The organism is Cytophagales bacterium (assembly GCA_033344775.1).
Classification (GTDB): Bacteria; Bacteroidota; Bacteroidia; order Cytophagales; family Cyclobacteriaceae; genus JAWPMT01.
On sequence record JAWPMT010000004.1, the window covers coordinates 1,645,062 to 1,664,220 of the forward strand.

A 19,159-nucleotide genomic window follows, 5' to 3' on the forward strand; every position below is an offset into this window, starting at 1 on the left:
ATAATTCGTAAATGTCGAATTAATGTTTCAACATTTCTAATCGGTTGATATAAAAAAGCCCGATCAGCTACACTGATCGGGCTCATTTTCTAACTTAAAATGGAAATTACTTTTTCAAAAACTTCGAATGCTGTCCTTCAATTGAGAAGAAGTACACACCCGCCTTTTGATTCCATAGTTGAATTTCCTGGTCCACAGTATCCAGCGTACCTTTCAGCACAACCTTTCCTGTCATGTCGGTGATGATATAAGGTTTTCCAATCCACGAAGGATTTATGTTAGATAAGGATATCGAATAGCTTGCTGGGTTCGGATGAATTTTTAATCCTTCGATTTCACTCGGTACGGATAATACAGGATCTAAAAGGATGGTTACCATCCCGGTGCTGATACCTCCATTAAGGTCATCTACTTGTATTTCTAATTCAAACTGAGGATTGATGTCAATATCTAGTGCGGTCGAATTCGCAACTTTGATTTCTCCAGCTAGATCGACAATAAATGCCCCATCGGTATTACCACTCATCAGTGTCACTTCCGGGGTACAACAGTCTTCATCCGAGTATACAATTGTGCCTACGACTGATCCATTAGTCAGCCCTTCTGCTATCCGAAAGGTCTGATCATTAATCACTGTAGGGACATTATTGGTCTCCTCTAGGTCGAGAAGGTTCACCGTCACTGTGATCGTGATACTTGCACTCACACTGTCCACGATCTCCACCTCTAGTTCCCAGACTGATTGCATCTCAAAATCAAAGCGTTCTTCCATCGCTACGCTCAGCCTACCGGTATTTTCTTCGAGATCGAAAGCACCATCTTCATTACCTGTAAGAATATTATAGGTCAGTGAACCTCCTTCCGGATCAGTGGCTTCTATGAATCCAATTTCAAATCCGGCAGGAGGATTTTCGTCAAATTCAAATTGCTGGTTCTCTGATATCGGAGATTCATTCACTGTTTCATCAACGTTGAGAAGGTTCACGGTCACTGTGATCGTGATTCCTGCACTCACACTGTCCATGATCTCCACCTCTAGTTCCCAGACTGATTGCACCTCAAAATCAAACTGTTCTTCCATCGCAACGCTCAGCCTACCGGTATTTTCTTCGAGATCGAATGCACCATCTTCATTACCAATAAGAATATTATAGGTCAGTGAACCTCCTTCCGGATCAGTGGCTTCTATGAATCCGATTTCAAATCCAGCAGAAGGATTTTCGTTAAATTCAAATTGCTGGTTCTCTGATATCGGAAATTCATTTACCATTTCGCCATCATCGACATCAAGTAAATTCACGATCACATTAATCGTCGTAATTAAGCCTTCGGAATCACTTATATCTACCGTGAATTGGAAATTAGAGGTTAATTCGTAGTTTAAAGGCTCTGAATCCGCTACCGTCAATAATCCTGTATCCTCATCAAGGGCGAAAGCCCCTTGTGCGTTTCCTGATGAAATCGTAAAAGTCAATTCCCCGGCTTCAGGATCACTGGCTTCAATCGTACCTACTTCTGTGCCAACTTCTGAATTTTCTGCTATCTCAAACTCCTGATCTTCTGCCAGCGGAGCTTGATTTTGAACTTCTCCGGCAATAATTGTTGCCCCTTCTATAAAATCGGAACCATTATAGGAAGCATCTAACGATTGGACAGCCCAATGATAGGTTCCTTCTGGCAAAATCAACTTCCATCCGGTATTATGTTCAACATTACCTTTTCCAGTCTTCCTACGAAAACCATCAGCATTGGCATTGGCATTTAGAATGTCATCTGCACCTTGCGTAGTTCCTACCTTCAAAGCATAGGATAAACCATCTGTGGGCGTAGTATCATCTGAACCAGGCTCCCAATTCAGTGTTACTTCATATGTCTCATTACCGAGATCTACCACCTCTGGATCGGCCAGCGATGTTGGAGGTTCCGGCCGTTCATTAACTGCAAATTCCTCTGTATTGCTTAGCCTCGCCAAGAATTTCCCAGCAGTTGCACTGCTAGCAACGGCAGATTCATTTCGAACATTGAGAAATACATCAAACAAAAATTGCTGACTATTTCCTGCATCTTCTCCGGTTAACATAAAGTCCAGATCCCCATCACCGTCCAAATCTCCAAACTCAACTTCAGCGTTTAGTATACTCGACACATCAAAATCACTATTTTCATATGATCTGGTATCCGGGTTGTATTCTGCTAATCGGGTTACGCGCCCGGCCCCTTCAATTAGTCCTGAAAAAAGCAAATCAGAATAACCATCTCCATTAAAATCTCCCAGATCTATTTTACTTTCCCGAATCCGATCCAGGCCAATAGAGACATTCACAAATGTCCGCACTGCCTCGCTCTCTCTGTTTTCATATAGCTCGAAGACATCCGAACCGCTTTTCGAGGTTCCAGTGAAAATGACATCCAAATCCCCGTCTCCATCAAAATCAATTAAATCAACAGTTCCATCAATCGTGGATGACAAATTATCATCCGTTGCCACGAAGTTGACATCAGTAGTACTCGTACCGCTTGTCTCGTTGAAATAAAGCACACTCGTGATCCCCGATTCGTCATCAAATCCAGTGATAATGAAATCTATGTCCTGATCATTGTCCAGATCCCCAAAATCAAATTCCGCATCACTCAATTGAGCAATTTGATCACTCAGATCCACCACAAAAGTTTGACTAAAGTCTTGAAAGCCCAGCATGTAGAGTTTGGGCACGCCATTGGAAAATTCACTTGTCGAACCTGCGATAATCAAATCATTCGAACCATCATTATTGACATCCAGGATTCTGAGTCGTGGATTTGCCAAACCGTAATCACTGTCTTCAAACACCTCAAAGTAATCGAATGTCCTTTCATTATCATTACTAAAATCGATTTCAGCAAGGTCCTTAATTCCAAAATAAATCCTATTTCTGAAGCTGTTATCAGATTTCTCGACAAAAACAAAATCGCTGAATCCATCCCCATTCAGATCCCCAATGGTAGCTCCTATGGTTTCACTATAATTATCAAATCGAAATGGTCGAAAAGTCTGATTATCGTTGAGATAAAGCTCTCTGGATCCATCGCGGACATAAAGAATATCCATGTCCCCGTCGTAATCGACATCAAAAAATTCCAAAATACCGTTTGAAGTTCCGGGCAGTCTGCGATCAACAATCCCTCCCAGGTTTAACTTTTGCCATTCGTAAAGGATGGTAAAGCTTTGCTCTTCGGCAAACTCGCTGCCACGGAACCCATCATCCTGAGACTGCACAGACCAATAGTAAGTTCCTGGAGGTAGGTTTGTTTCATAGAACGAGTTATCGGTCAATGCAACTTCCTGAATCAGGATATCACCAGAAGTCAGGTCAGAAGCTGGATTCAAAATCTGTGCTTCACCTGTAGAAGTCCCAATACGCAAGTTGAACCCCAATTGATCAGAATAATCGTCCTCGCCGGCAGTCCATTGGAACCTGACATTGCCATTTCCCAAATCCTCTACTTCCAAATCGGTCGGTGGATTGGGTTTCGAATTGGCTCTGGATTCGATCAAGTTATTCTGATAAATCAATGAGACATTTCCATTTTGATCTGTTCCTGAAATGAAAATATCCAGGTCTCCATCTCCGTCATAATCAATCCAGTCGACAGAAGAGTTTCTCAAATCTCTCAATCCGAAATCAACAAGCTTATGTCCAGCGTCCGATGAGAACCATACATGGGTATTGGGAGAACCATCCTCGTCTTCGCCAGAAATGATCAGGTCCAGCCGGCCATCGTTATTGGCATCTGCTAAAGCCATGTCTCCATTTTTGAATCGTGAGGTGTTCTTAACCTCCTGCAGAAAAGTACTATTGGCCAGCTCGATAAATCCTACATTATCATCCAGATTGATATAAACAGATTGGAATTGAGTTGATCCGTTTTCGTCCTCACCCATGATTAGCAAGATGGTGGTACTGTCTGACTGAGTCACAAACTCAATGGTACTGTTCTTCAATCTATTGTTTACCTCACTGAAATAATTATCATCAGCAGGGTCAATCAATGAATTGATTCGATATCCAAACAAAATTTCCTCATTCAGATCTTCCCCCATGTAAATCAGGTCTTTGTCACCATCTAGTTCGAAATCAACAATTCTAATATCACCATTGATAATTCCCGCTTCACCAAATCCTTCATCCAATTGAAAATTGCCTTGCCCATCAAGACTTCTGTACAGCTTCGTAGTAAGACTATTATTAGCATCCAAACCAGTAAGGACCAGGTCTTTCAATCCATCGTTATCAAAATCACCCCATTCCATCTTACCGTCGCTAAGGGGCTCAATACCGTGATCTTCCTTGCCTATGAAAGAATTTCCGGATTCATTGAGATAAAGGATCAATCTGGTTTCTCCGGAGGCAATCCCCATGGTTACTAAATCCACAAAGCCATCATTATTGATATCGACCCATGCCAAATCACCATCTGACATGTTGGTCAGGTTTTGATTACTATTTAAAAAGATTGCTTCATCGTTTCTATATATCCTCAATACACGACCTTCTGTGTTAGAGCTTCCCATGATGGCAATGTCTTTATCCCCATCTCGGTCATAATCAGCCCAACCAATTGACGCATTGTCTAGACCAGGAATAGAATTATCAACTTCAGTAAACACAAACTCATCATCGATCACTTCAAAAGAAAATGTATCACCAACTGTATAATCAGCCCCCGTTACAGCGCTTATTTCTAATTCTACCGTCTCCGTTTCTTCAGTTTCGGTATCATTTACTGCCACAATCGTAAGATCACCTGAAGTCTCGCCAGCCGGAACCAGGATCTTCAACGTGAAATCCAGCACTCTGATCTTCGCCGCCTCCAGCGCGTACAAACGTCCATCAGACCCAAGCTTTAAATCATAGATATAGTTGAATCTTGCCTCATCGAGCGATCCATCAATAGCGCCCTGGTCGTCCCCGGTCAATACTTCAAATTCACTATCTACCAACCGGTAGAGTTTCCCTGTAGCAGTGGTACTGACAATGATCTCGCCATTTACTTCCACGATTCCCTGTATCCTTTCCAGGTAATTGCCGATAGTACTCACATCTCCCGATGCACTGATTTTTCTTAATCGCCCGTTACGCTTATCCGCGACTAATAATTCATCGTTGTTCAATGCATACACATTTGCCGGAGAACTCAATCGTGCTTCTGTGGCTGATCCATCCTTCGATCCTTCAGTTCCTGAACCCGCCCAGGTAGTCACTTCTCCATCTAAGGTGACCCTTCGGATTTTATGATTGGACTTATCTGCCACATATAAGCTATTGTCCGAGCCGATAGTAATGGCCCTAGGAGATGAAAACCGTGCAACTGAACCTGTTCCATCGACATCTCCACTATTTTCCGCAGATCCTGCCAGTGTACTGACAACCCCATCCGAGGTAATTTTTCGAATGGTGTGATTGTTATGATCAGTAACATAAAGGTTACCATCCGCATCTATTGTGATACCTGTGGGCCGATTAAAACGAGCATCTAAAGGATCAGACGCATCTGCGCTTCCTGAATTATAACTTGAGCCCGCGAAAATTGAGACATTGCCCTCTGAATCAATTTTATCGATCGTATGTCTACTGGCATTGGCAACATAGATATTTCCATTCGCATCAGTCACCATCCCTCTTGATGCAGCTGACATCTCGACCAAAGTCGAAACTGTACCAAAACCGGGGTAGAAATACCTGATATCTCCTGATTGTTCAGGTGTATTGTTATTTAAAGATATGGCAACGTCAAAAGAAGCGGCATCATCAATCGTAGCACTAAGTATCACCTCATCACCTCTGCCCTCGGTAACCTCACTACCTTCTTGGGTAATGGACGTAATTGTGGGTTGATCATCATCAACAAGTTGAAGGATTAAAGTATCTACTGCCGAATTGGCATGAATGACGGTATCGATGACCATCTGGATAGATTCAATGGCCTCTACCAAGTCTTCCTGAATAGGAGTTATCGTAATACTACCTGTCGTGTCTCCTGCCGAAATAATGAGCGATTCACTCGTTATTTCGAAATCTTCATTCAGTATAGCTGTTCCCTCAAACAAAAAATCTACCTGAACATCAACCCCCGCAATTCCATCAAGATTTCCTGTAATGTTGAATGATTCTCCACTCTCATTAATGACAAGAGTAGAGTCATAGGTAAACGTAATATCCGCTAACTCATCATCATCATCAACCACTGAAAAGTCAAAACTCTGAGTAACCGAACTTGATAAAATTGCATTTTCAGGTTCACCAATGGTGACCGTCACTGCTTCTTCAGGTTCCAAATAGATGATATCATTGATTGCACTAAAATCAATGCTTCCGGACGTTTCCCCCTTGTCGATCAATACTTTTGCAGATACTTGCAGTCTACGAATATGGCCATCTCCATCATCCTCGTCCAACAAAATGAGGTCACCTAGTGCATTGGATCTCAAAGATTCGACATCTTCTATCTGGCTATCAAGACCATTTCCATCAACAACTCCCTGACTTCCTGAACCAGCTAATGTCGTGAGATTACCCAACTGGTCAATCTGTCTAATCTGATACGCATTATCATCATAGAAAAAAATGTTATTGTTTACTACCACGAGACTTGTGATACTTCCAATACCTACCGCTGTGGCGTTTCCATCTTCCGTATAAAAACTACCATTTCCATACCGGGTAACCACCTCGCCATCGGTAGTTAAAACCTGAATTTTGTATCCATCTGTAAACCATAGATTACCATCCTGATCCAGGTCCATGGCTCTTATGTAATCTATCTCAGCTACACTGGAGACATTTCCTTCCAAATCGATTTTTCTAATTCTATTGTTATTTCCGTCATTGATAAAAATATTTCCCTCCTTATCAACCCTTACATCGGTGGGATAATCGAATTGAGCTACAGTAATATTCCCGTCAACAAAACCACTGTCCCCTCCTGAGATTTTGGTCACCGTACCATCAGGAGTCACCCTAAGTATTGAACTGTTCATTTGGTCAGAAACGATCAGATTCCCGTCTGGATCAAGATCGATACTCCAGATGAATCCTGAACTAATCGCATTTGTGGATCCATTGTAGATTATGGTCTCCACATCATCCTTATCGACTTTATAGACATTTTGACCCGTAGAATAATACAAAACGCCATCGTCCCCGAAAACAAAATCCGTGGCGTTGGTCTGATCAAGAGTAATAAGCGTACTTAAATCCAATAATCCATCATATTCGAACGCAAAGTCTTCCTGGAAGTCTGAAAAACTTAAGGGTAGTATCACATCCAAATCAGCAGGAGATGATAAATCCGCTTTTAATGTGATTTGTTCTGAACTACCTTCTGTAACTGTAGTACCAACAAGCTCTATCGAGGTGATTTCTGGTGTTTGTCCATAAACGATAGTACTCAACAGAACAATAAGAGTGGCAAGGAGTATTGACCTTTTCATAAGGAATAAGTTGTCTGTAAGTTGTAAGAAATGTTAAAAATACTACATCTTACAAACACAATCACTACAGTATCGCCAACTATTGTTCATGTAGAAACCTCTTCAAAGGCAACAGATCACCTGACCTTTGACAACACCCCCAGGTCCGCGCAGTTTTCTTTGGGTATTTCCCCTTTAGGCTTATTCCCCAGATAGATCCCAAACAAAATCATTCCAGCACCACATAGCATCCAGGGAGTCAGTGTCTCGTTGAGAACAATGATACCCAAAACCACACCAATCACGGGTACAAGATAGGTAACCATAGATGCGTAGCTAGGTCCCGCCTGAGCGATCAATCGGAAATACAGAATGAAAGCAATGGCTGTTCCCAACACTCCCAAAGCGACAATAGAACTGATGGTGACGAGATTTAAGGAAGCCAGATCACTCTCTTGACCTGTAAAAAAAGTAAATGGTAACAGGTATAGGGTTGCGATCATAAGCTGAGCCGCCGGAGCCTTAAAGGATGGAGTACTCGTCAGGTGTTTTTTCACCCACACCCATCCTACTCCATAACTGGTAGAGGCCAAAACAATAGCGATGATGCCTTTCAGGCTGGCATTCACTCCTTCAAGAAGGTTTGGATATACCAGCACTATTAAACCCAAAAAGCCGAGAACAATACCGCGAACTTTATTCGCTGGAATAGGCTCACTCTGGAGTAATAAAAACGAAAATATTACGGTGAAAAATGGTGTTGTCCCATTAAGCAAAGCGCCCAATGAACTGTCTATGAATTGCTGTCCCCAGTTGATCAGCATGAATGGAAAGGCCACGGAAAAGAAGGCTGCCACAGCAGATGCCTTCCAAAATTTCAAGTCCTTCGGCAGATAGTCCCCACGCAACAACAAAACGATATTGAGCACCGCAGCGCCAATACCAATCCTTAGCACCGAAAGCAAAACAGGATCTAGTTGTAAGAGTGCCAGCTTGATAAAAAGGAACGATGGCCCCCAACACATGGCCAGGAGTACCAACAGGTGTATACTTTTTAATTTCATTGCCAAAAAATTTATATGCCTGTAAATGAACGGTATCTAGATATCTTCGTATGATGAATAGGATGAATTGATTTTGAGAAAACAATGAAAAATTCTAATACCAACTGAAATGGAGATCCGGCATCTGAAACTTATCCGTGAAGTAGCGCAAACAAAAAGCCTATCTAAGGCCAAAGAAGCACTATTTCTTTCACAATCTGCCCTTAGCCACCAGCTAAAAGAACTTGAAACTCAGCTCGGAACGCAGATCTTTCATCGTGTCAACAAGCAATTGATCCTAACGACAGCTGGAAAAATGGTGTTGGAATCAGCAGAACGCATCCTGAATGAACTTGAACAAACGGAGCAATCCATCAAGCGTTTTGTATCCGGACAAACAGGAACCGTACGATTGGCTACCCAATGCTATACTTGTTACCACTGGTTGCCGTCCTTGTTGACAGATTTCAAAAGAGAGTTCCCCAATGTGGAAATTGAAATCCTGCACAACAATGCCTCCGACACAGAAGAGCAGGTGCTCCGTGGGGAGATCGATTTTGCTGTGATCTATGAATCCTCCGACTATCCCAACCTCAATTACGTGGAACTATTCCAGGACGAAATGTTTGCAATTGTTCCCAAAGGACATGCCTGGACCGAAAAGCCCTATCTTGAGGCTAAGGATTTTGAAAACCAGCAAATCATCATCCATTCTTTTCCCCTGGAAACAGTTACCCTATTCAAGCAAGTATTGATCCCCGAAGGCATTCAACCCAAAAATGTCATTCAGGTGCAGGTGTTGGAAGCCATCATAGAAATGGTCAAGGCTGGCCTTGGTGTCAATGTAATGGCCAAATGGATTGTGGAACCTTTTCTCAAAGGCCATGACATAGAGTTGGTACCAGTGACGAAAAGAGGCATCCACCGAAAATGGTATGCCATCACTCTAAAACAAGATCGACCTCCGCAGTACCTGACCAATTTTCTGTCACACTTGAAGTGTAATATCGGTGGCTTAAACTGTAACCTGCCTAATTAGGCATACTTTTCAGGCGGATTCGACAGAGCTGGCTCATTGGATTAAACATCCAATAAGGCTGCTTCCAGAGTTACTTCCGCATACGGCTGATCTTCCGGGCCTTCATCCAGGTGATTGACGACAAACGTAGGTGCTTCCTGGCCTTTGGGGTAGTAGACAAATAAGTTCCCTGTTCCACGAGCCAGTCCCACATTGATCACACCAGAGTAAGCCTCGGTTGCCTGAATGATGAAGTCCGCTTTTCGGGAACCACCATGAGCTGGCGGATAAAGCATGATGTCGGCATCATCCGGACTTTCTGAATCACAGCAGAATTCCAGATCATCCACCACTATTCTTCCTCCGACACCTTCAATTTTTATAAAGCCTCCTTTGGCCACAGTCAGTTTTTCGACATTGAGATAAGTCGGGGAATTGATCGTCAGCGGGTGTGCCTTGGTGGCTGTTTTATCCCGCGCAGAAGTCCCTAGCACATGCACAGCGTATCCATGAAAATCCGTGTCCGCGAAAGATTTGATGTCCAAAGATTTAGCCACATACCTCTCCCAATGACTGATGGGATAAGTGCCAATAAGCGTCACGCCATGCTTCAGTTGCTCGATACTATGGCCAAGTTTGCTCGCTCGTGTCTTGAAATCGCTCATCTCTTGATTTTTAGGTGTATTATTCTTCTAATCAACAATCATTCCAGTCTATGGTTTATTAAAATCAACACATAGTCTGGTGATGACAAATTGAAAATATGAATTTAGAACGTGCGATGAAAGTGTTTTTAAATTAAGAAATAGATATCCTGATAAAATCCTATATATCCTTGGTGATATCTATTTTTATCCCATGACTGACCCAAAAAACCTTGCCTCACGCTTTCGAGAACCCCTCCTGGATGGCAAATGGATTGCGAATACCAATCTTAAGGCGCAACTAGCTGAGGTGGATGTTCATCTGGCCACAAAAAAGATCAACTCCCTCAATAGTATTGCCGCATTGACCTTCCATCTGGACTATTACATCGCTGGTGTGTTACAGGCATTCAATGGTGGCTCATTGGACATCAGGGACAAATACAGCTTCGATATGCCAGCTGTTGTGTCGGAGCAAGACTGGACCGATCTGCAGGAAAAACTCTGGTCTGACGTGGAATCATTTGCATTAGCCGTGGAAGAAATGACTGCAGACCAGCTAAATGCTGTTTTTGTCGATGAGAAATATGGGGATTACAGAAGAAACATTGAAGGCATGATTGAGCACGCTTATTATCATCTGGGGCAAGTGGTATTGATCAAGAAACTTTTAACGGAGCAAGCATGAAAATCATCGACCTGTCCAAATCCATTCAATATAATCCTGATGATCCTTTCTTCATGAAAGTGAAGATCAAACATAAGCCCCATAAGAAAGCAAAATGGTTGATTCGGTACCTGGGCCTGCCTTTCAAATTGTTTCCCAAAAAATTTATTGGCTGGGCAGATGATTCGATCCAAAAAATGGGAGTCCATTCCACCACACATCTGGATGCTCCCTGGCATTATGGGCCACTTTGTGAGGGGAAAAAGGCCAAAACCATCGACGAAATACCGCTCGAATGGTGCTATGGAGAAGGGTTGGTCATCGACATGAGAGATAAACCAGACTTTCAGGCAATAACTAAGCAAGATATTCAGGACTTTCTCATAAAACACCAGTTGATTATTCAGCCTAACATGATCGTACTGATTATGACCGGTCGGGATCGACACATGGGAACACAGCAATTTTTCACACATGGCACAGGCATGAGTGCTGAGGCTACAGCATGGCTCATTGATCAAGGCGTGAAAGTGATGGGCATTGATCAATGGGGCTGGGACCTGCCCCTTCCCTATCTAGTAGAAGAGGCCAAGAAGCAACAGAACTCGGACCTGTTTTGGGAAGCACATCTCGTCGGTGTGGATAAAGAGTACTGCCACATGGAACAGCTTACTAACCTCGATAGTCTCCCCTATTCAGGATTTAAAGTAGCGGCCTTCCCCCTAAAGATCAAAGGAGCTAGCGCCGGTCCTGCCAGGGTGGTGGCGATGGTAGATGATTAGACAAACTCCACCAGTCGGTGTTTCACTGCATACATGACTAGTCCAGTTACATTGCGGGAACCCGTCTTTTGGAGCAGATTGTTTCGGTGCCCATTGACGGTTTTCACACTGATGAATAGCTTTTCTCCAATCTCTTCGGAAGTCATTTGCTGGCAGATCAATTGGAGTACTTCTACTTCGCGTCTACTGAGGTTTTCATGTATTTTGGGCGTCTTGACTTTACCGCCCATTTTCCCTTGTATGGCATCAAGCGTTCTTGTATTGATGTATGCTCCCTTATCGTATACTGCATGAATGGCATCGCGAACTTCATCAGGGTCACTGTCTTTGACCAGGTAGCCATGCGCGCCCAGTTCAATCATTTGGGCAATGAGGTATTCATCATCATGAACCGATAAGATGATCACTTTCATATCCGGATAGTGTTCCTTTAGCTCCTTCAGCACCTCCCAGCCGCTGTGCTCTACCCTATCTTTTGGGGGCAAGGTCAGATCAACCAGCATCACATCCGGAATGGTCTCACATTCGCTTAACCGTTGTAATACGGAATGTCCATCAGGAGATTCAAAAACGAAATTCATTTCGGGCCACTCACGAAAAAGGGCTTTCATGCCATTGAGGAAAAGTTGCTGGTCTTCGACCATGCCTAAGCTTATCATGTCTTCTACCGGTTCACGTCTTATAGAATGACATGAAAATTAATCATCATAAGTTGATTAGGCAAGTGGCAAGTCAATCGTGGCAAAGAAACCGCCGCTTTCCCGATTGCCGTGGTACCATTCTCCTTCAAGCGCACTGACCCGACCTTCCAAACTTTTCAATCCAAGGCCATTTTTGTTATGATTTTCCGGCAAGCCTTTACCATTGTCTTCGTACTTGCAAACCAGCCTATTATCAACAAGCACCGTAGAAATATGAATTTCTGAAGCGCTTGCATGCTTCAACGTATTATTGATCAACTCGGTAAAAACGCGGTATAGCCCCAATTCAATATTCTTATTCAGTTTATCTGGCAGCTTCATTTCAAGCGAAGCCTGAAGCTCACCGACTTCTCCCGCTCGATCTAAAACCGACCTTAAGGCTCGCTCCAGTCCAAGACCCGACAGTTGTAGCGGTACCAATTCATGACTGATCCGACGGGAGGTATTCAGGGCATTTTCTACCAATTCACGCACCTCTCCTACCTTGTTTGTATCTACTTTTTCTTGCGTCTCTAGCTGCGTAAGCCACATGCGCCCCATAGACAAAGCAGCACCTAACTCGTCGTGTAAGTCCCTGGCGATTCGCTTACGTTCTTCTTCTTGTACTTCAATAGACGTCTGCAGCAGATGTTTCTGATGCGCCAGCTTCAAAGCCTCCTGCTCCAACTGCTGTTGGTGCAGGTTTTTCCGGAATTGCCAGGTGAGCAGCACCACTCCTACAGCAATGATGAAAACAATGAGGCTAAAGGAGACTAGGATTGATACAAACTCTGACGCTTGGGACTCTTCCATAAACCAATGAAAAAGCAAACGTACATAACAGTTACAAATAATGCATTTGGAAGTAGGGCCAACCTCCCTATAAATAGAGGTAAATCGAAGTTAATAAGTCGTCCATAGATATGATAAATGAAAGTACAAGAGAAATAAATGAATAAACCGGAATTGACCCAATTGATGCAATTAACTAATCCTTGGTGCTTATCTCGAAACTGTTTTTCCAGTGATAAATAATAGTTACTTATGGATAAAATAATCATTAGTAAGGATAATGACGTAAGGCCATAGGTATTGAATGTAGAAAATCCCTGAAAGTATAGGGTATTGCAAATGGAGAAAAGTATAAAGCCAATAGAGGCTATTTTTAATATTGAAGATGGAATGAAAGAATGCCATAAGTTTTGATAAAACCTGGAGAGTAAAACAAAACTCAGAGGGACATAAAAATGCAACAGGAAAAGGTTTCCGATTTTAAAGACCCACATGACACTACCCGCTAATTGGACTATTAATGACATGCAGATGTAGTATTTAATCATATCAAAACTAACAGGCGTACTTTTCCAATGCCGCAGCGTGTAAATACACGCCACAATCATTGGAAGAATTGGTATCCAAAGTAGTATCACTACTAACACATCATTCATCTGGATTTACTTCTCTAGCACAAATTGGACATGGAAGAGTTAAGTCAAAAGCCACACGCTCTTCATCCCTGAAGACTTCAATATCAAAATATCTTACTGAATCTGCATCTTCCTCATGCCTAACAGGCACCACATAAACATGTGATAATATTGAATTTACATTTAATTGGTCCAGTTTGGAAGTATTTCCATTAAGTGCGCTATCCAATATTGCCCTAGTATTAGTATCCATTTTCAATGCTTCAATAACTTTAATTCCACTCACTTCTGGGTTACAACTAAGTGCAGCACTAAGATCTCGAGATTCTATGACATATGATGTTATGTACTGCTGGGGATTGTCTTCTGTACTAACTCTATTCAGTGTAGGTTTCATCCCATCTACAGTATACATTCTTAAAAAATTATAAACCAAAACAGTCATTGAATCCCGAGAATTAGACTCGATTAATTTCGGTTGATAACGAATATATGATCCACTATCTGTCTCAGATAATACTAATGCATCAGGAAGAGCATATTTCCAATACTGATCCAAAAACCGAGTATCGAACTCTAACTGATCGTAAGATACAGCTCTGGAACTACTTGTTTCACAACTTTCCTGCGTGTCTTGCAGTAGATAATTTTCATCAGAACTAATAAAAATTGAAAAGCCTGAGAAAAGAAATAATAAGTTCAACAGAATCGATAACATTAATAAATGCTTTTTCATGATTAGTCTATTTATGTTTAACGTAAATCAACATTACATATAACTTAGTTGAAATACTTAACATTCATAAGAAAATGGTTAATTACACCTCCTTAGATTGCTTAAATCAGATATTTATACCCATCCCAACAACACACCAACATAATACAAAATCAATCCAACGCACATACCAATCAGGCGATTTAAAGATAAGTCATTCAACTTACGAAAAACCGGATGGCGAAGCAGGTAGATCGAAGTAATAGCAAAGATCAGGATCAGAATGGCCTGCACCCACCTCAGGTGCGGTACGATGATCGTTAGATGTTCATAAAAGATGAAATTCCCAAATGCATAGGTCAGAAAATAGACGGTCAACATCGGAAGCAACAGATTAGAGACGTAAGTCTTCCAAAGCATCTGAAAAAAACATACCTGGAGTGTAAAGCTCACCAAAACAATAACACATCCCAGTACCAGGTAATACGCTTCCGACAACCATTCAGATTCCTTTACAATTTCATCTAACAGCAGTAGTATATAGGCAGACCCGATGGACCTGGTCCTCTTTGAGAAAAATGGCCATCGATGAATGCCATGCGTCAAGACAGCTATGATGGAGAGGGCGGAAGTATGATGATTCACTAGCATATTTCCAACCTAGTTGGACATTGCTAATAATTGAAGTCTTGTCAACGAAATCAGATATTTCTGCCTGGTCAATTCAATAAAACAGGTATTTCTAACTAAGGCATTCAGATAGAAACCTACATTCCTTCAAAGGCGTAATTCCCCTCTTATTTAGGCATTATCCAATTTCCAACTTTGACTCATCAACGGCCTTCGCCTTGGGCTGCAGACTTCCGGCGAATGAAATTGATGTGGAGCAGAACCCACACTAATAAACGAACTGTTCTCGTCCAGTAATTTGACGAGAGGCGAAATCCGAAAAGCCTTACGAGTAGGGAAAATTAGAATAGATTATGAGTTCAGGATCTGAAGTAATAAACAGTCCTAAATATTTAGAAGCAGGAAAACAGTTTAGTATTCCCGGTGGAACAGGAGGAAGTTTAGATATAACTGTTTTAAATTTAAATGACAAAGATGCAGCAACATACACAGTTGTATCTGATGGGTCTCATACGGAGTACAGCAATGGTTCAGGCGGAACAAAATCGATCACGATTCCACATCACTATAGCGCCATCACCATAGCAAATACAAGTGCGACCAGCCCTATTGAGGTTTCTTGGAATACCTAATATTCACATACTAAACGAGTGAGGGGAGATTTAACTAATTAAAATCTTCCCTCATTGAAATCAAAATTAAAGTATCATGAAAAATAACAGTTTTGAGCATCGTTCTTTAGTCCCCGGAGAAAATATCTCCATCAAAAGCACACAAAATGGAGGGTCCTTAATATTCAATCTTCTTAACCTGGGAAATCAGCCTTCTACTATAAGAATCACATTTGCTGGCTCCTCAATATTGGTTCCTGTTCCCGCGAATTCCTCATTTGGAGACATTATATATAACCAATCAACCGAAGTGATCATCACCAATACTGGTCAGGTAACATTCCAGGTACTTTGGTCTCAAAACCCCTTGGTCCACTGTAACGAAATCTAATCACTTATTAATATTTCGATTAGTTAAACGAGATCTAGAATACAATGTCAATAGATTTATTAGAAGCATTAGAGGGAATTTCTGAAATCTGGGCGAGAACTAAAGGAGATACAAAGGTTAGCATTGCCGTATTAGATGGACCGGTTGATCTAGCTCACAAAACGTTAAAAGCATCTGATTTAAAATCTCTTGATCCTCCTTCGAAAAAGAAAGTCTATTCCTCACATGGCACGTTCGTTGCAAGCCTAATTTTTGGTAATCATGACCAGATTAAAGGAATTGCACCAAATTGTTCAGGTGTAACAAAAACGATCTTTAAGGAAGAAGAGAATGGGAATCTTCAACCTTGTAGTCAAACAGATATAGAACAAGGCATCCTCGCTGCTTTAGCTTCTGAAGCGGATATCATTAACATAAGCGGTGGTGAAAAACTTCAAGAAAATGAAAAAATTATCTATGGTTTAGCAAGAGCACTAGACGAATGCGAGAAAAGAGGAGTCTTGGTAGTAGCCGCTACAGGAAATGATGGCGATAGACAACTACATGTTCCAGCTAAATATCAAAGTGTACTTGCTGTTGGTTCTATTCGTCAAGATGGTATACCATCAGATTTCAGCAATTGGGACCTAGTACCAAATCAAGGTTTGGTGGTACCAGGAGAGAACATAATTGGCGCAATACCCGATAATGGAAAAGCTATCGCTACGGGAACTAGTTTCTCTACGGCTTTGGTCAGTGGTATAGCTGCATTGTTGGCAAGCTTACAAGTTCAAACAGGTCAAGAAAAAGACCTAAGATTTATCCGTCAAGTTTTATTGGACAGTATCAAACCATGCACCAAAGAACAAAATATTTGTCAAAGGCTACTCAATGGAAACCTAGATATCAGGAAAGCCATGGATAAAGTTCTTCAACCCTCCATAAAGTCGAATACCATAATTGAAGAGTCTTATAAAATCCACCCAGAGTCAAATACAAACCCAAGTTCTGTGAAGGAAAGGAGTAAACAAATAATAAGTACATCAACATCAAACAATCATAATATGAATACAAATGATCAAAATTCGGAACACTCTTCTTTGCATGAAGAAACCTCTAACGTTGCACAACACCAAAATGAATCATCAATGACCAATAGCCCGGTTGAAGAAAATGAAGTTGCTACAATGCCTTCCAATAATCTACAGACACCTTCTAATGGAACATTCCCTTCCTCAACAATGGAAAGGTTTAACGCAGCACTGAATCCCGGAGACTTCCCTACTTTTCAAAATAGCCAATTGGTCAACTGCATAGGTCAGCCATCCTATGACTTTGGAAGACAAAATAACATGGACACCTTCACAGCTTATATAAGAGCTTGGTATGAGAGTTTACCGGATGAAGTAGATGGAAATAGAAGTAAATCGATCAAAACGTATCTCACCGATTCTCCTCATGACCATAAGACCATGGCAGCATTTCTCTTATATCATGACGGCATTAAAAATCCAAATATTCTCATGGCAAGCCAGTTAATTTGGCTATTAAATCTAAATGAGACTCCAACCTACTCTATTAGCCCGGAGCCTGCAGTCTTTTCCGATGAGATTTACGCAAGGATGGCAGAATTTCTTGCAGATAACGCCGGAATTGATGCTAAAAAATATATTACTTATACGTCGAAAATAAACCAGAACAAGTTGGGATCCACTGATTGTGATCCAACTGAAACATCGAATCTGAAAGATATTCTTGATACCAAAAATGATTTAATGAGAATGGTCCTTCCTGGGTACATCTCTGGACAGACCAGACTAATGAATGGGAATTCGATAGAGAGCGTGACTCCAGTAGCTTTCGGGTTATATAATTGGTCATTAAAAGAGCTTATTAAAGGCACCAATCAACATTCAACTGAAGCCAATACTAGCATTCCAAAAGTTACCGTGGAGGATGTTTTGAATCGCTTATACGTCGAAACTTTGAATAGAGGACAGTCACCAGAGGATCGGGCACTTAACTACGCTTTATACAACATCATTACTATTTCCAATATTGTTGAAAAATCCGCTAATCAGCATATGCAATTTAGCCACCTCCAAGTGGTCCCCTCAAGAATTTCACGGCAAAATGCACTACTCAGGGAAGTACAGTTGACTTTTTTTAACCCTGATAATACGAATCATGCATCCCGAACACATAGTATGCAAGTAGATGTTAGTGGAATTGTACCTGTTATAGTGGGAGATATTCAATCCTGGTCTTCACCAGTTAGTGTGATTCACGCTTGAGCATCGGAAGCTTAAAAAGAAGATGATACAACCGTCGTATTAAAAAAGAAACGAAAAAATTGTAGTGAGGCGCATCAAAAAGTGAGCTTTCCCGGGATCACTGCAATATTTAGGGAAATATGATGAGTAAAAAGCAACAGCCATAGCACTTTATGCTTTCAAAAATGTAGGCTTGACTTCTCAGTCAACATATTCCCACAAATGGAACAGCATGTTCCGATTTAATTATTGTTGAATTTAAAACTAAAAATCATGAAACTACCTGTGCAAACCAGGCCAGTAGAGCGCAGAACCTACAATGGGGACGCTGTTACTGTTGGAGCCAAAGCGTCTTTCTTTGGATCCATATTACAAAGTCCTACAGTTCAAAGGACGTTAACAGGAGCACTTAATGGCTTCTTAGGAAGTTAATTAGAGTTTCCTTTTCAAAAGGAGGGTGTCTTAAAAGGCACTCTCTTTTTTTGATATATAATTTTCTATTTATTTCTACCATCAAGCATGGTGAGATTTGTCTCATACAGGATCAAAACAAGCACGCCATCGGCGATAACTATTTAGATAAGCTACGTTGCATAAGCAGCCTGAATGCACAAATATCGTTCAGCAATTGAAGCTGCTAAGGTGTGAGGTCGATATGACATTAACAAATCCTCTATTTCTTTGGGGTTTTCTGGCATTGTCCTTCCCTATCATTGTCCATCTATTTGCATTTCGACGTACCAAAAAGGTCTATTTCTCTATTATTTCCCTGATCAATCAGGTCAAATACAAGATCAAATCGAGAAACCAGTAACATTAAAAAACCAGACACTCTCGTGCCTGGTTTTT

The 19,159-nt window shown here is 41.5% G+C and carries 14 protein-coding genes; 7 read left to right on the plus strand and 7 right to left on the minus strand.

The features are described 5' to 3' along the window. Window positions 1-106 precede the first annotated feature (106 nt). Both R8G66_15855 and R8G66_15860 read right to left on the minus strand, forming a co-directional pair. On the minus strand, window positions 107-7,471 hold the full coding sequence (locus R8G66_15855) for a cadherin domain-containing protein (GenBank protein ID MDW3193847.1): 7,365 nt from the start codon (window positions 7,469-7,471) through the stop codon (window positions 107-109). 116 nt (window positions 7,472-7,587) lie between these two features. Further along, the gene (locus R8G66_15860; protein MDW3193848.1) at window positions 7,588-8,514 is read right to left on the minus strand and encodes a DMT family transporter; all 927 of its coding nucleotides are present in this window, start codon (window positions 8,512-8,514) and stop codon (window positions 7,588-7,590) included. Between the two features lie 109 nt (window positions 8,515-8,623). On the opposite strand from R8G66_15860, the gene R8G66_15865 reads away from it, so the two are divergent. Further along, window positions 8,624-9,532, plus strand: coding sequence for a LysR family transcriptional regulator (locus tag R8G66_15865; GenBank protein ID MDW3193849.1), 909 nt, complete (start codon window positions 8,624-8,626; stop codon window positions 9,530-9,532). A 41-nt stretch (window positions 9,533-9,573) separates the two neighbouring features. On the opposite strand, the gene R8G66_15870 is transcribed toward R8G66_15865, so the two are convergent. Continuing rightward, the gene (locus tag R8G66_15870; GenBank protein ID MDW3193850.1) at window positions 9,574-10,176 is read right to left on the minus strand and encodes a hypothetical protein; all 603 of its coding nucleotides are present in this window, start codon (window positions 10,174-10,176) and stop codon (window positions 9,574-9,576) included. A gap of 193 nt (window positions 10,177-10,369) precedes the next feature. Between R8G66_15870 and R8G66_15875 the strand changes: the two genes are divergently transcribed. Both R8G66_15875 and R8G66_15880 read left to right on the plus strand, forming a co-directional pair. Then, the gene (locus R8G66_15875; GenBank protein ID MDW3193851.1) at window positions 10,370-10,843 is read left to right on the plus strand and encodes a hypothetical protein; all 474 of its coding nucleotides are present in this window, start codon (window positions 10,370-10,372) and stop codon (window positions 10,841-10,843) included. Beyond that, window positions 10,840-11,604: a cyclase family protein gene (locus tag R8G66_15880; protein MDW3193852.1), complete on the plus strand. Its 765-nt coding sequence runs from the start codon at window positions 10,840-10,842 to the stop codon at window positions 11,602-11,604. Before R8G66_15875 ends, R8G66_15880 begins: the two co-directional genes overlap by 4 nt. Here R8G66_15880 and R8G66_15885 read toward each other — a convergent pair. The 4 genes from R8G66_15885 to R8G66_15900 form a co-directional block, all read right to left on the minus strand. Continuing rightward, a complete protein-coding gene (locus R8G66_15885) occupies window positions 11,601-12,263 on the minus strand; it encodes a response regulator transcription factor (GenBank protein MDW3193853.1) in 663 nt (220 codons plus the stop codon). The genes R8G66_15880 and R8G66_15885 overlap by 4 nt on opposite strands. Window positions 12,264-12,320: 57 nt before the next feature. Next, window positions 12,321-13,097, minus strand: a complete 777-nt coding sequence (locus tag R8G66_15890; protein MDW3193854.1) for a histidine kinase — start codon at window positions 13,095-13,097, stop codon at window positions 12,321-12,323. A 627-nt stretch (window positions 13,098-13,724) separates the two neighbouring features. After that, a complete protein-coding gene (locus R8G66_15895) occupies window positions 13,725-14,447 on the minus strand; it encodes a hypothetical protein (protein MDW3193855.1) in 723 nt (240 codons plus the stop codon). 114 nt (window positions 14,448-14,561) lie between these two features. After that, complete coding sequence (locus tag R8G66_15900) at window positions 14,562-15,077, minus strand: hypothetical protein (GenBank protein MDW3193856.1); 516 nt, start codon at window positions 15,075-15,077, stop codon at window positions 14,562-14,564. Between the two features lie 332 nt (window positions 15,078-15,409). Here R8G66_15900 and R8G66_15905 point away from each other — a divergent pair, with 332 nt between their 5' ends. From R8G66_15905 to R8G66_15920, 4 genes are all read left to right on the plus strand, one after another. After that, complete coding sequence (locus tag R8G66_15905; GenBank protein ID MDW3193857.1) at window positions 15,410-15,688, plus strand: hypothetical protein; 279 nt, start codon at window positions 15,410-15,412, stop codon at window positions 15,686-15,688. A gap of 76 nt (window positions 15,689-15,764) precedes the next feature. Then, a complete protein-coding gene (locus R8G66_15910; protein ID MDW3193858.1) occupies window positions 15,765-16,058 on the plus strand; it encodes a hypothetical protein in 294 nt (97 codons plus the stop codon). Between the two features lie 44 nt (window positions 16,059-16,102). After that, window positions 16,103-18,331, plus strand: coding sequence for a S8 family serine peptidase (locus R8G66_15915; GenBank protein ID MDW3193859.1), 2,229 nt, complete (start codon window positions 16,103-16,105; stop codon window positions 18,329-18,331). 252 nt (window positions 18,332-18,583) lie between these two features. Continuing rightward, window positions 18,584-18,742 (plus strand): hypothetical protein, encoded by a 159-nt coding sequence (locus R8G66_15920; protein MDW3193860.1) that lies wholly within the window; start codon window positions 18,584-18,586, stop codon window positions 18,740-18,742. The last annotated feature ends 417 nt before the right edge of the window (window positions 18,743-19,159 follow it).

What these genes read in the sequence shown, in the direction of transcription:
- R8G66_15905 (MDW3193857.1), top strand. Translation starts at nt 15,410, where the DNA reads ATGAGTTCAGGATCTGAAGTAATAAACAGTCCTAAATATTTAGAAGCA.
- R8G66_15895 (MDW3193855.1), bottom strand. Translation starts at nt 14,447, where the DNA reads ATGAAAAAGCATTTATTAATGTTATCGATTCTGTTGAACTTATTATTT.
- R8G66_15915 (MDW3193859.1), top strand. Translation starts at nt 16,103, where the DNA reads ATGTCAATAGATTTATTAGAAGCATTAGAGGGAATTTCTGAAATCTGG.
- R8G66_15870 (MDW3193850.1), bottom strand. Translation starts at nt 10,176, where the DNA reads ATGAGCGATTTCAAGACACGAGCGAGCAAACTTGGCCATAGTATCGAG.
- R8G66_15890 (MDW3193854.1), bottom strand. Translation starts at nt 13,097, where the DNA reads ATGGAAGAGTCCCAAGCGTCAGAGTTTGTATCAATCCTAGTCTCCTTT.
- R8G66_15860 (MDW3193848.1), bottom strand. Translation starts at nt 8,514, where the DNA reads ATGAAATTAAAAAGTATACACCTGTTGGTACTCCTGGCCATGTGTTGG.
- R8G66_15885 (MDW3193853.1), bottom strand. Translation starts at nt 12,263, where the DNA reads ATGATAAGCTTAGGCATGGTCGAAGACCAGCAACTTTTCCTCAATGGC.
- R8G66_15920 (MDW3193860.1), top strand. Translation starts at nt 18,584, where the DNA reads ATGAAACTACCTGTGCAAACCAGGCCAGTAGAGCGCAGAACCTACAAT.
- R8G66_15910 (MDW3193858.1), top strand. Translation starts at nt 15,765, where the DNA reads ATGAAAAATAACAGTTTTGAGCATCGTTCTTTAGTCCCCGGAGAAAAT.
- R8G66_15865 (MDW3193849.1), top strand. Translation starts at nt 8,624, where the DNA reads ATGGAGATCCGGCATCTGAAACTTATCCGTGAAGTAGCGCAAACAAAA.
- R8G66_15900 (MDW3193856.1), bottom strand. Translation starts at nt 15,077, where the DNA reads ATGCTAGTGAATCATCATACTTCCGCCCTCTCCATCATAGCTGTCTTG.
- R8G66_15880 (MDW3193852.1), top strand. Translation starts at nt 10,840, where the DNA reads ATGAAAATCATCGACCTGTCCAAATCCATTCAATATAATCCTGATGAT.
- R8G66_15855 (MDW3193847.1), bottom strand. Translation starts at nt 7,471, where the DNA reads ATGAAAAGGTCAATACTCCTTGCCACTCTTATTGTTCTGTTGAGTACT.
- R8G66_15875 (MDW3193851.1), top strand. Translation starts at nt 10,370, where the DNA reads ATGACTGACCCAAAAAACCTTGCCTCACGCTTTCGAGAACCCCTCCTG.